Source organism: Rhodococcus sp. GB-02, assembly GCF_053470465.1.
Genome location: NZ_JBPUKE010000004.1, coordinates 813,228 through 826,224, shown reverse-complemented (window position 1 = coordinate 826,224; position 12,997 = coordinate 813,228). Strand labels below are relative to the sequence as shown.

Annotated in this window: 10 protein-coding genes; 7 read left to right on the top strand and 3 right to left on the bottom strand. The window is 62.9% G+C overall.

All coding sequences use genetic code 11. The features are described from left to right. Positions 1-68 precede the first annotated feature (68 nt). Genes ACSW29_RS28620 through ACSW29_RS28610 form a run of 3 tightly spaced genes read left to right on the top strand, consistent with a single transcriptional unit; the run spans position 69 to position 6,011 of the window. The gene (locus ACSW29_RS28620; RefSeq protein WP_448278905.1) at positions 69-4,916 is read left to right on the top strand and encodes an NAD-glutamate dehydrogenase; all 4,848 of its coding nucleotides are present in this window, start codon (positions 69-71) and stop codon (positions 4,914-4,916) included. After that, entirely contained in the window at positions 4,913-5,332 is a 420-nt protein-coding gene (locus tag ACSW29_RS28615; protein WP_003944573.1) for an acyl-CoA thioesterase, read from the top strand. Before ACSW29_RS28620 ends, ACSW29_RS28615 begins: the two co-directional genes overlap by 4 nt. Then, the gene (locus tag ACSW29_RS28610) at positions 5,325-6,011 is read left to right on the top strand and encodes a hypothetical protein (protein WP_347874120.1); all 687 of its coding nucleotides are present in this window, start codon (positions 5,325-5,327) and stop codon (positions 6,009-6,011) included. Before ACSW29_RS28615 ends, ACSW29_RS28610 begins: the two co-directional genes overlap by 8 nt. 28 nt (positions 6,012-6,039) lie before the next feature. Here ACSW29_RS28610 and ACSW29_RS28605 read toward each other — a convergent pair whose 3' ends face one another. Further along, positions 6,040-7,638, bottom strand: a complete 1,599-nt coding sequence (locus tag ACSW29_RS28605) for a glycoside hydrolase family 13 protein (RefSeq protein ID WP_448278904.1) — start codon at positions 7,636-7,638, stop codon at positions 6,040-6,042. Between the two features lie 163 nt (positions 7,639-7,801). On the opposite strand from ACSW29_RS28605, the gene ACSW29_RS28600 reads away from it, so the two are divergent. Further along, positions 7,802-8,236 (top strand): cupin domain-containing protein, encoded by a 435-nt coding sequence (locus tag ACSW29_RS28600; RefSeq protein ID WP_317826157.1) that lies wholly within the window; start codon positions 7,802-7,804, stop codon positions 8,234-8,236. A 4-nt stretch (positions 8,237-8,240) separates the two neighbouring features. Here ACSW29_RS28600 and ACSW29_RS28595 read toward each other — a convergent pair whose 3' ends face one another. After that, positions 8,241-8,648 carry a globin gene (locus ACSW29_RS28595; protein WP_448278903.1) on the bottom strand — a complete coding sequence of 136 codons (408 nt, stop codon included), beginning with the start codon at positions 8,646-8,648 and terminating at the stop codon, positions 8,241-8,243. A 182-nt stretch (positions 8,649-8,830) separates the two neighbouring features. Here ACSW29_RS28595 and ACSW29_RS28590 point away from each other — a divergent pair, with 182 nt between their 5' ends. The 3 genes from ACSW29_RS28590 to ACSW29_RS28580 all read left to right on the top strand — a co-directional run bounded on the left by ACSW29_RS28590 (position 8,831) and on the right by ACSW29_RS28580 (position 10,349). Further along, entirely contained in the window at positions 8,831-9,529 is a 699-nt protein-coding gene (locus ACSW29_RS28590; protein ID WP_172436519.1) for an HNH endonuclease, read from the top strand. A 90-nt stretch (positions 9,530-9,619) separates the two neighbouring features. Continuing rightward, the gene (gene ctaJ, locus ACSW29_RS28585; RefSeq protein ID WP_007730943.1) at positions 9,620-9,883 is read left to right on the top strand and encodes an aa3-type cytochrome oxidase subunit CtaJ; all 264 of its coding nucleotides are present in this window, start codon (positions 9,620-9,622) and stop codon (positions 9,881-9,883) included. Continuing rightward, entirely contained in the window at positions 9,870-10,349 is a 480-nt protein-coding gene (locus tag ACSW29_RS28580; protein ID WP_019749092.1) for a DUF5130 domain-containing protein, read from the top strand. The genes ctaJ and ACSW29_RS28580 overlap by 14 nt, the downstream gene beginning before the upstream one ends. Before the next feature lie 68 nt (positions 10,350-10,417). Here the strand turns inward: ACSW29_RS28580 and pepN are convergent, their stop codons facing one another. After that, positions 10,418-12,997, bottom strand: coding sequence for an aminopeptidase N (pepN, locus tag ACSW29_RS28575; RefSeq protein ID WP_448278902.1), 2,580 nt, complete (start codon positions 12,995-12,997; stop codon positions 10,418-10,420).

Here is a 12,997-nt window from a genome sequence, read left to right as displayed (position 1 = left end):
TTGCCGCGGCTAGTCTCGAGTCAGAGATTGGTCGCGGCGATCAGAACCCACAAGGATGTGAGCCAGGAATGACAGACCGTGTACGGCAGCAGGGCACAGGCCTCGACGAAGCGACGTTGTTGACGCGTCTTCGCGAGGCCTTTTTCACGCACATCGACGAGGGTGACAGCGACGACGTCATCAACGGTCGATCGGATCGAGTCCTGCTCGCACATCTCGCGCTCGGGAGGCAGCGGACGCCAGGCACGGCCGTATGGCGTGTGTACCGCCCGTCAGGATCCGAAGGTCTCGGCGCTGCTGTCCAGATCGTCACCGACGACATGTCGTTGCTCGTCGAGTCCGTCACCGCGATGCTCAACCGACAAGGTGTGGGAATCAGTCAATTCGCCCACCCGATTCTGACGGTCGAACGCGACGACTCGGGCAATCTGATTTCCTTGGGCGACAGTGGTATCCAAGAATCCTGGATGCACGTCCAGTTGGACTTCGAAGTCGAGGATTCCGCGCTCGACGCGATCGAAGCCCACCTCGGCAAAGTGCTCGCGGACGTCCGCCAGGTCGTTGGTGACACCCCGGATATGAAGGCACTGCAACTGCGCGTTGCCGACGAGTTGGAGAGTGCTGCAGAAACTGCCTCCGGGAGGATCACCCCCGAAGAATTCTTCGATACCGCTCGACTGCTCCGGTGGATGGCGGACGGAAACTACGCCGTACTCGGATACCGGCGATTCGAGGGCACGAAGGACGGCTCACGCACGGTCACCGGCAGCGGACTCGGCGTGCTGCGTTCCGACGCGATCACCGAAGGCCCGATGAGCTTGCCTCCCGTCGCAGATCTCCCGGATCGACCACTTCTGGTCCTGACTCAGGGATCGTTCCCCGCCACGGTGCACCGCGCTGTCTACCCGTACTTCGTGGGTGTCTCGATCCTCGACGACAACGGAAACATCGTGGGGGAGCACAGATTCCTGGGAGTGTTCACCGTGGTCGCACTCCACGAGAACGTTCTCGCGATTCCCCTGATCGAGCGCCGCGTCCGCGAAGTCATCGCGCGTGCCGGCGTCGACCTGCATTCGTACTCCGGGCAGGCGATGCTCGAGGTCATCCAGTCCTTCCCGCGCACCGAGTTGTTCTCGAGCGATGCAGAGACCCTGTTCGAGACCGTGCACGCCGTGCACAGCATCGGACTCCGCCGCCAGGTGCGACTCTTCGTTCGTGAGGACACGTTCGGCCGCTTCGTATCCTGCCTGGTGTATCTGCCTCGCGACCGATATACGACGCGGGTGCGACTGGCGATGCAAAACCTGTTGTGGCGCGAATTCGGCCCAGGCACAGTCGATTACACCGCCCGCGTTACCGAGAACGATCTTGCACTGTTGCACGTGACGATCCGTCGCGACCCGGACAGTGAGCCGGTTCATCTGGATGTCTCCGAGGCCAACCGCGAGCGAGTTCAGGCCCTGCTGACCGAAGTCAGTCGTAGCTGGGACGACCGCATCAACGACCTTGTTCGCGACATTCCGGGTGTGGATCCGGAACTGGTGCAACGGTATTCGCGAGTACTTCCCGATGGATACAAGGAGGACTTCGAACCGTCACGCGCGTTGGCCGACATCGCCAGGCTCGAGGCGTTGGCGCCAGGCGCGATCGACGTACTGCTCTATCGCGCTGTGGACTCCGCGCCCGGCGCCTGGCGCTTCACGCTCTTCGTCGGCGGCGACGGTATCTCGTTGAGTCAGGTGCTACCGGTGCTGCAGTCACTCGGCGTCGAAGTTCTCGACGAGCGGCCCCACGTCGTGCAGCGCCTCGACGGCGTTCAGTGCTGGATCTACGATTTCGGGTTGTCGGTACCGGCGGATCTCCGAGCGTCGGTCGAGATCGACCTCGATGCGCAGGTGCCGCTCGAGACCAGTACTGTCCCGCTGACCGAGGTTCAGAAACGATTCACAGCCGCGTTCGGCGCAGTCTGGTTCGGCCGTGCAGAGGCGGACCGATTCAACGAGCTGGTGCTGCGCGCCGGTATGTCATGGCGTCAAGCCGTGGTGCTGCGTGCATACGCAAAGTATCTGCGGCAGGCTACATTTCCGTACAGCCAGTTCCACATCGAAGGAATCGCGCTCACACATCCGCAGACCGCGTTTGCATTGGTGCAGTTGTTCGAGGCGATGTTCGACCCCGAGAAGCAGGACGACGTCCGCGTCGCGGAATTGGACGAGCAGTTGCGTGCATCCATCGACGAGGTACTCAGCTTGGATGCCGATCGCATTCTGCGTGGAATGTTCTCCTTGGTGAAGGCGACCTTGCGTACCAATTTCTACGTCGTCGACGCCGACGGCCGCTCTCGCGACTACCTGTCGGTCAAGCTCGATCCCTCGCGGATCAGCGAGTTGCCCAAGCCGCGGCCGGCTTTCGAGATCTACGTGTACTCACCCGAGGTTGAAGGCGTCCACCTACGATTCGGCGCAGTCGCGCGCGGCGGACTCCGCTGGTCCGACCGGCGCGAGGATTTCCGCACCGAGGTGCTCGGCTTGGTGAAGGCTCAGGCCGTCAAGAACGCGGTGATCGTCCCGGTCGGCGCCAAGGGCGGCTTCGTCGTGAAGAATCCGCCTCTGCCGACGGGTGATCCAGCCGCTGATCGAACGGCGACGCTGGAAACCGGCAAGGCCTGCTACACCACGTTCATCTCCGGATTGCTCGACATCACCGACAATGTGCACGCAGACACCGGCGAAGTTGTGACGCCGGATCGCGTGGTGCGCAAGGACGATCAGGATCGCTATCTGGTGGTCGCCGCAGACAAGGGCACGGCGACGTTCTCCGATCTCGCGAATTCGGTTGCCGCCAAGTACGACTTCTGGCTCGGAGACGCGTTTGCCTCCGGCGGCTCCGTGGGATACGACCACAAGGGCATGGGTATCACCGCTCGCGGCGCCTGGGAAAGCGTCAAGCGGCACTTCCGCGAACTCGGTGTCGACACGCAGACCGAGGATTTCACGACGGTAGGCGTCGGCGATATGAGCGGTGACGTGTTCGGCAACGGAATGCTCCTCAGTCGGCACATCCGACTGGTGGGCGCGTTCGACCATCGACATATTTTCCTCGACCCGAACCCGGACGCAGCGAGTTCGTTCGTGGAACGTCAACGGCTCTTCGAGTTGCCTCGGTCGTCGTGGGCCGACTATGACACCAGCCTGATCAGTGAAGGCGGCGGAGTCTGGGATCGCACGGTCAAGTCGGTTCCGATCGCCGAAAGCGTCCGGATTGCACTGGGTCTCGCCGAGGGTGTCACGAAGCTGTCGCCGCCGGAGTTGATGCAGGCGATTCTGTCGGCGCCGGTGGATCTGCTGTGGAACGGCGGAATCGGTACATACGTGAAGGCTTCGACCGAGACTAACGCGCAGGTCGGAGACAAGAGCAACGACGCGGTGCGAGTCGACGGTCAAGACCTACGAGTCAAGGTGATCGGTGAGGGCGGCAACCTCGGCGTGACTGCTCTGGGACGAATCGAGTTCAGCGCCAACGGTGGTCACATCAACACCGACGCCATCGACAACTCGGCAGGCGTCGACTGCTCCGATCACGAAGTGAACATCAAGATTCTTCTCGATTCGCTCGTGCGCTCACAGTTGCTGCCGACGCAGGAACGGAATCCGTTGCTGGCGTCGATGACCGACGACGTGGCTGCGCTGGTGTTGGCGGACAACATCGCCCAGAATGCGCTGCTCGGAATCTCCCGCGTGACCGCGTCGCAGATGCTCGGTGTTCACCGCCGTCAGTTGACGGATCTGACCAAGGCACGTGGCCTGGACCGCAAGCTGGAGGCGTTGCCGACCGACAAGGAGATCGAGCGTCGACTCGAGTCCGGTGTGGGTCTGACATCGCCGGAATTGGCGACGTTGACGGCGCACGTCAAGCTTTCACTCAAGGACGATCTGCTCGCAACCGAGTTGCCGGACAACGATTTCTTCGCCCAGCAGATCCCGCAGTACTTCCCGACCGCTGTTCGTGATCGGTTCGAAACGGAGATCAAAGCACACCCATTGCGGCGGCAGATCGTCGCGACGATGCTCGTCAACGAAGTGATCGACAACGGCGGAATCACCTACGCCTACCGCTTGGCCGAGGAGACCGGAGCGAGCAGTACGGACTCGATCCGTGCCTACGCCGCTGTGCGAGAGGTCTTTGCGCTGGACGAGGTGTGGTCGCGAATCCGCTCGGCCGGCGTCAGTGCAGAGATCGAAAACGAACTGATCGTGGAGTCCTGCCGCTTGCTCGACCGCGCGTCACGGTGGTTCCTGGCCAATCGGCCCCAGCCGATCGCCGTCGGCGCCGAGGTAGCGCGCTACTCGGCGGCGTATCGGGCGACAGCACCTCTGGTTCCCGGACTGCTTGCCGGCCATCAGCTCGACGATCTGCTGGTGCGGGCTCAATCCGTGATCGACCGCGGGGCTCCGGAAGCGTTGGCGCTGGACGTGTTCCGGCTGCTCGACGTCTACTGCCTACTGGACATCGCGGATATCGCCGACATCGCAGATCACGACATCACCGAAGTTGCGGAGCTGTACTACGCCTTGGATGCGCATCTGGGAATCGACTGGTTGCTGAGCGCCGTTTCGGGACTCGAGCGCGGCGATCGCTGGCACTCGCTCGCGCGGCTCGCGTTGCGAGACGACCTCTACAGTTCGCTTCGGCAGCTGACGATGGAGGTTCTGGCCGGCGGAGAGCCGGGGGAGTCACCGCAGGAAAAGATCGACGAATGGGAATCGACCAACGCCTCGCGGCTGAGCCGGGCGAGGGCAGCTCTCGTCGAGATCTTCGAGTCTGGGACGCTTGACCTCGCGACGCTCTCGGTGGCGGCGCGTCAGGTTCGTAGCATGGTGCGCAGCATGGGCACCCGATCGGAGGTAGGACGTTGAGCGAAGGATTCCACGCCGAAGTTGTGGTTCGGTGGTCGGACATGGATGCCTTCCAGCACATCAACCACGCACGGATGGTGACGTTGCTCGAAGAGGCGCGGATTCCTTGGTTGTTCGAAGACTCGCGTCCGACGGTCACTTTGCGTGACGGGGCTGTGATTGCCGATCTGCATGTGCGGTACCGCGGGCAACTGCGGCATGACGATTCACCTCTCGATGTCTTCATGTGGGTGGAAAAGGTTCGCGCGGTGGACTTCACGATCGCGTACGAGGTTCGCCCGCGCGGCGCCGATCTCAGTGTCCCGCCGTCCATCGTGGCATCGACTCAGATCGCGGCCTTCGATATCGACACTCAACGTCTGCGTCGCCTCAGCGGGCCCGAGCGCGAGTACCTGGAGAGCTGGCAACGTGCATGAACGTGTACTGACCGTGCCCGAGGAGGCCGAGCGCAAGAACTTGGCCGGCTTCATCGGTCACGCCTTGCGTTTGGACGAGTCCGCGGTCATCCGAATGCGTCGACGCGGCGATGCGCACCTGAGCGTCTGGGCATCAACGGGTTTCGACGCTCTCGCTACGCGAACCGTGGCGGGCACCATCAACCCTGACGACACCTCGGCAGCCGGCGATCAGTTGCTTTCTGCGGTGGAGCAGGCAGCGGGTGAGCTGATCGATCCGGGGTTCGCCATGGATTCGGCGTGGCGTGGGGCGTTGCCGCCGATGGACGGCTTCGAGCACCTGGACGACGTACCCGCCCGGGTGCTGATCGAACTGGCGCAGCGGGGCAACGCCTTGGCCCTGGAGCATGGAAGTAGTCACGGTCCGCCGGCGTCGTTGCTCGATCAGGATGTGCTCGAGGTCAGTGGTCCGTCCGGCACGGTCGGGATCTCGATGCGGGTTATTTTTGCCTTGACCGCAATGGGATTCGTTCCTCACACCGGATCCGAAGCGATGACTGCCGACATCGATCTAGAGCAGATCGACGCGTCGGAACTGGTTCGGGTGCGGGCGAGCAAATCCTGGGTGCGGCTCGATGCACGGTTCGGTTCGATCTACCGTCACCGCGGTGGTTCGATACCGCTGATGGTCGCACGATAGGAGTTCAGGTGGCGGGTGCGGTGTTCCCTCAGATCAGCCACGCCGCAGCGTTGACGGGCAGCTGACCGTCGACGAGTGGTGCGCTGCTCAACAGCAGCTGCCCGCTCGGCAGTGCGATCGGCACCTCCGTGGTGTTGAGAGCACAGATCAGACCACCGCGTCGACGGAAAGCGAGGCAGCCGGGGGGACTGCCGTACCAATCGATGTCGGTGCCGGAGAACTCCGGCCTGGCGCTACGAAGTTCGAGGGCGGCGCGATACAGCGAGAGCATCGAGTCGACGTCCTCGATCTGAGCCTCCACGGTGAGCGTCGACCACTCGGCCGGCATCGGCAGCCAGGTACTCGCACCGGTAGTGAATCCGAAAGGCGGCTCGGTTCCTTCCCAGGGAAGGGGCACTCGACAGCCGTCGCGTCCTCGCTCGGCATGTCCGGATCGTTCCCAGACCGGGTCCTGTAGTGCGTCGTCGGGCAGGTCGACGTTCGGCAGGCCGAGTTCGGCTCCGTTGTAGATGAAGCTCGCGCCCGGAAGCGCCAACTCGACGAGGATCATCGCCCGTGCGCGTTGCGTTCCGATCTCGCCCCCGCCGTAGCGCGTGACTTCACGTTCGACGTCGTGATTCGACAGTGTCCACGTGGGCACACCCCCGACCTCGGCGACGGCCGCGAGGGAGTTCTCCACGGCCTCTCGGACGGACTCGGCGGAGAATTCGGTTTCTGCAAGCCGGAAGTTGAATCCGAGATGCAGTTCGTCTGGCCGGATGTATTCGCCGAACTTCTGGTTGTCCTTCACCCAGATCTCTCCGACGGTCATGGCCTCCGGGAACTCGTCCATGACCTTGCGGATCCCGCGGTGGATTTCGTGAACGGCCGGGTTGTTGAATCGCGGGTCGTCGTCGGAATTGCGCATGAGCTCGTTGAGCTCCCAGTCGTGGTCCGGCAAACCGTCGGGCTTGGCCATTCCGTGGGCCACGTCGATGCGGAATCCGTCGATTCCGCGCTCGAGCCAGAAGCGCAGAGTCTTGGCGAGGTCGTCGAAGACCTCCGGGTTGTCCCAGTTCAGGTCGGGCTGTTCCTTGGCGAAGATGTGCAGGTACCACTGGCCGGGTGTTCCGTCGGCTTCGGTGACGCGGGTCCACGCCGGGCCGCCGAAGATGCTCGGCCAGTTGTTCGGCGGTTCGTTGCCATTCTCACCTTTGCCGTCTCGGAAGATGTACCGGGATCGCTCTGCCGAACCGGGCGCCGACGCCAGGGCTGCCTTGAACCACTCGTGCTGATCACTCGTGTGGTTCGGGACCAGGTCCATCGTGACCTTGATTCCGCGTTCGTGGGCTGACGTGATCAGCGAATCCATCGTCGCAAGAGCACCGAACAGGGGATCGATGTCGCGAGGATCCGAGACGTCGTAGCCGTGGTCTGCCATCGGTGACCTCATCACCGGGCTCAACCAGATTGCGTCGATGCCGAGCAGTTCGAGGTAGCCGAGTTTCTCCTCGACTCCGCCGAGGTCGCCGATACCGTCGCTGCCCGAATCGGCAAAGGAACGCGGATAGATCTGATAGAAGACCGCCTCGTTCCACCACGGGGCTTCGGGCCGGCTTACAGAGGACGAATCCGCGGGGGTGCTCACAGCAGTTCATAGTGCCAAACGTCTGGCACTCTCACGACTTGGACACGGCCAAAGCGTGACTCTTTACCTAGCCTTGGTGTACTTTGCATTCACGAGGTGACACCATGTGGCAACTTTGGTGTTACTGCCGGGGGAGAAGTATCGGGAATTCTACCAAGGGGGCTTGGCCTTGACTTTGTCGGCAATCGAAGCGGTCAGTTTGGATCATGTACTGCTCGACGATGATCCGATCAACCGCGACTGGATAATCTTCGGCACACCGGTTGCGCGCTCGGCGCAATGGTCGGCGAGTAAAGACGGGACCACGACTACACACGTCTGGGATTGCACGAAGGGGCGCTTCCGCTGGTACTTCCACGCGGACGAAATCGTGCACATCATCGAAGGGTCGGTCACCGTTCAGGCCGACGGAATCGCCAAGCGAACCCTGGGCGTCGGCGATGCCGCACTCTTCCGTGCGGGCAGCTGGTCGGAGTGGGAGGTCGAAGAGTACGTGCGCAAGCATGCAATCCTGAGCTCGCCCCTGCATCCCACGGTGTCGTTCGGGGTACGCGCAGCCCGCCGGGTCGCGCGCGTGTTCAGGCCGAAGGCGAAGTAAACGGTCAGATGGCGGAGTTCACCATGGACGCAGCTGCCATCTCCATGTAGTCGATCAACTGCTTGCGGTGCACCGGGCTCAGAGTCTTATCGTCGATGGACGCGATGGCGACGTGCATGCACCGAAGCCACGCATCGCGCTCGATCGGGCCGATCACGAACGGATTGTGGCGCATCCGCAGACGCGGGTGCCCACGCTCTTCCGAGTACGTGTGCGGCCCGCCCCAGTACTGCTCGAGGAACATCCGCATCCGCCGCTCGGCCGGGCCGAGATCGGCCTCGGGGTAGAGCGGGCGCACAACCTCGTCCTTCGCGACTTCTTCGTAGAATCGCGCGGTGAGCTTGTGAAACGTCTCGGCTCCGCCGACGGCGTCGTAGAAGGTCTGCTGCACGTCGTGCTGTACGTCATTCATGGCAACTTCCATTGTGCCTGACGGCCGTAGTGGTCGGTTTCCGGGTCGACGACGGTGGTATCGGGTCGGACTGCGTACCCATTCACCGGAAATTCACCGGCCGTCCTGGCAATTTTGTTCGAAATGGGAGTGCGTAACGCGATCATCCGTGGTCAACTTGGGGGCAGTCTCCCGGAGGTCGTATGAAGAACCGACATGCTGCACGCAATCACCGACAACTCCAGCCCACTAGCGCGCGGAACGACCACGCGTTAGGGGCTGTTCTGGAAGTTGTTCCTGACGGGTTCGCGCACACTGCCGACCCACTCTTTTCCGAAGAACGTTCTCACCTCGAGATGTTCCCTCCCGATCGCGTCGTGCCCGAGTGGGTGAAACGTCGGGTGCTACTGCTCAACGTCACGTACGAACCGCTGACCGCCCTTCCTGCCCGGCGCGCGGTCGTACTGATGGCCTGCGGCAAGGCCGATACCGTCCACGAGGACGAACAAGGCCCGGTAGTCCATTCTGCGGACTGGTCGGTGCAGGTTCCCTCGGTCATTCGATTGCGCACCTACGTGCGCGTTCCGTATCGCGCCCGTATCCCCATGACTCGTGCCGCACTGATGCATCGTGACCACTTCCGATGTGCGTACTGCGGAGCCAAAGCCGAAACCATCGACCACGTCGTTCCTCGCAGCAGAGGTGGCGGGCATTCGTGGGAGAACTGCGTCGCGTGCTGTGCCCCCTGCAATCACCGCAAGGCCGACAAGATGCTCAGCGAACTCGGATGGACGCTCCGTGCGGAACTGGTTCCGCCGTCCGGCCCGCACTGGCGTCTACTCGCGGCGACCAAGGAATTGCATCCGGCGTGGATGCCTTATCTCGGCGTGGGCGCAGCCTGAGGCGCGTTCTGTCTTCACCGAAACGAAATTGCCCGAGAATTTGTGGCCCTGACGCTTTCCTTCCTGGCGTTCTGGGCTACGTTATCTGGTGTGAGCATTCTCGAGGTAGTACTGATATACGTTGGGATTCCGGCCTTGATCACCGCGTTCTTCGCGGCTGCGTCCTTCCTCGGGAAGAAGACGCCGGGACCGGTTCCGCCGGCGTTCCATCTCGGTGAGTCGTGGGATCACGCTCCCGTGCTGTGGAGTGCTGTCGACGAGGTCACCGTTCGCGGTGGCCATCACGGCAGTGCACACGCAATCGAAGCCGGTTCGGCTGATCTGATCGGAGGGTCCGCAAGTGGCAAGTGGTGATCATTCGACCGCGCTCGCAGTAGCGCCCGAGGACCTGCCCGTCGGCAGCGTCGTCACGTCCAGTGGACGCGTATCCGGTGTGCATCGCATCGGCGAGCCGTTCACCGACGATCTTCCGTTCGAGACCATGGATCTGGTCGCGCTCGACGTCGCGATGACCGAAGCGACGCGGGCCACCAAGGTGCGATTCAACGCGTACATCGGTGATCTCGGTTCCGATCCGGCAGCGGGTGCCGACGCACTGTTCCCGACCACGCCCGAAGCCGAGCGTTCCGTGCTGATCGCCGTCTCGCCCAACCAGCGCACCGTCGAGGTACGCAGCGGGCGGGCAATCGCCGATCGGGTCACTGATCGCGTTACCCAGCTCGGAGCAACGGCAGCTGTTGCATCGTTCAGCGAAGGCAATCTGATCGACGGACTGATCAGCGCAATCCGCGTTATGGCAGCCGCAATTTCAGCGCCCTGACTTGCAAGACACAGGCCGGTGCCCGCGTCGATTCGTGAGAATCGACGCGGGCACCGGCCTTTCGCATGTCAGCTCGCGTCGAACTTTCGTGCTGCGAGTGAACGAACCACACCGGCCTGGCCTTCGACGACCAGACGGCGCAACGCGGGAGGGATGTCGCCTTCGAGGAATCGGTCTGCGGCCGCGACGGATTCTGCAGAGATCGACCACGACGGGTACAGCCCGATGACAACCGTCTGTGCCACTTCGCTCGAGCGTCGTTCCCACACTGCCGCGATGTCGGCAAAGTAGCGGGAGACGAAGGGTTCGAGCAATTCGTCCTGGCCTTCGCGAGCGAACCCGCCGATGATCGATCGCGCGGTGATGTTGGGCAGCGAGTCGTCGCCGACGACCTTCGCCCAGACCTCTTCCTTGACAGCGGCCTGCGGACGTCCGGCCGCGGCCGCGGCGGCTTGACGAGCGCCCGCAGCGGTCGGGTCATGCTGGGCTTCGGCGTCGATGAACGGAGTTGCAGTTCCTTCGGCGTCGATCTCACCGGCAGCTGCGAGTGCCCCGACGATGCGCCAGCGCAGGTCCGTGTCGACGATCAGGCCGTCGAGCCCAACTGTGGAGGGATCGGCGTCGAGCAATTCGCGCAGTACCTCGGTGTGCCACGGGGAGAGTGCTGCACCGGTGAGTGCGTTGACGAATGCCAGCTGGTGGTCGGACCCGGCCTCTGCCTCACGTGCGAGTTCGAGCAACCGATTGGCGAAGCTCGCCGCGCCTTCGGCCTCGGCCCAGGCCGGATCTGCGTAGGAGCCGATGGCGGTTTGGGCTTGGAGCAAGAGACGTTGCACCACACCGACTTCGGTCTCCGAACTGATACCGCGCTCGACCAGTGCGACGAAGTCGCGTGCCTTCAGTTCGGCCTGACGGGTCATTTCCCACGCCGCCGACCAGACCAGGGTGCGGGGGAGTGAGTCGGTGATGTCGCCGACCCGCTCGATCGCCGTCGCCAACGATTCGGGATCGAGTCGCACGGAGCCGTAGGTGAGATCGTCGTCGTTGACCAACACGAGTGCACCGCGGGCGACGCCGACAAGTTCGGGGACATCCGTGCTTTCCACAGCATCGAGGTCGAGTTCGACGCGATGGCTTCGCACCAACTTGCCGTCGACGTCGTCGTAGATGCCGATGGCGATCCGGTGGATTCGCCGCTCGCCGGCGCCTGGTGCAGCACCGTCCTGCAGGACGGCGAAGCGGGTGAACTTTCCGTCTGCGTCGACGTCGAAGTCGGGGCGCAGGATGTTCAAACCGGTGGTCTTGAGCCACTGCCGGCCCCAGTCGGAAAGGTCACGACCCGAAGACTTTTCGAGTGAACCCAGCAGATCGTCGAAGGTTGCGTTTCCGAATGCGTGCTCACGGAAGTACTCACGCAGTCCGGCGAGGAACGGCTCGAGTCCGACGTAGGCGACCAACTGCTTGAGGACGCTGGCGCCCTTGGCGTAGGTGATGCCGTCGAAGTTGACCTCGACTGCGGCCAGGTCCGGAATGTCCGCGGCAATCGGGTGCGTCGACGGCAACTGATCCTGGCGGTATGCCCACGACTTCTCGACGTTGGCGAACGTCGTCCAGGCATTCGTGTACTCCGTGGCCTCGGTCTGGCACAGGACCGAAGCGAAGGTCGCGAACGACTCGTTGAGCCACAGGTCGTCCCACCACGCCATCGTGACGAGGTCGCCGAACCACATGTGCGCCATTTCGTGCAGCACCGTCTCGGCACGACGCTCGTACGAGTAGCGGGTCACTTTGGAGCGGAAGACGTAGTCCTCGAGGAAGGTCACGGCGCCGGCATTCTCCATCGCGCCCGCATTGAATTCGGGGACGAAGAGCTGGTCGTACTTGCCGAAGGCATAGGGAACACCGAAGTTGCGGTGGTAGAAGTCGAATCCCTGTTTGGTCTCGGTGAAGAGCCGCTCCTCGTCCATGAACTCGGCCAGCGAAGCGCGGCAGAAGATTCCGAGGGGGATGTCGCCGTGCTCGTCGGAGTAGATGTCGGTCCACTGCGCGTAGGGACCGGCGATGAGCGCCACCAGGTACGTGCTCATCTTCGGGGTGGTCCGGAAGACGTGCTGGCCGGGATCAGCGGCGAGGGTCTCGACGACCGCGGAGTTGGAGATGACCTTCCACGACGTGGGGGCGGTGACGCGGACGTCGAACGTGGCCTTCAGATCGGGCTGATCGAAGCACGCGAACATGCGCTTGGCGTCAGCCGTCTCGAATTGTGAATAGAGGTAGACGGCGTCATCGGTCGGGTCGACGAATCGGTGCAGTCCTTCGCCGGTGTGGGAGTAGATGCAATCGGCCTCGATGACCAACTCGTTGTCGGCAGCGAGGTCGGGCAGGCTGATGCCTGTCGACTCGTCGTAACCGGTGACGTCGAGTGCCGTTCCGTTGAGGACTGCGGAATGGACTCGGGCAGCGACGATGTCGATGAAGCTGCTTGCCCCGGCCGTAGCCGTGAACGTGACAGTGGTCTTCGAAGAGAACGTCTCCTCGCCGGGTGCGTCGTTGCCGTCGGTGAGATCGAGTTCGATCAGGTAGTTCTCGACGCTCAGGATTGCTGACCGTTGCGCTGCGGTTTCGCGTGTCAGGTTCGGTGCGACCAC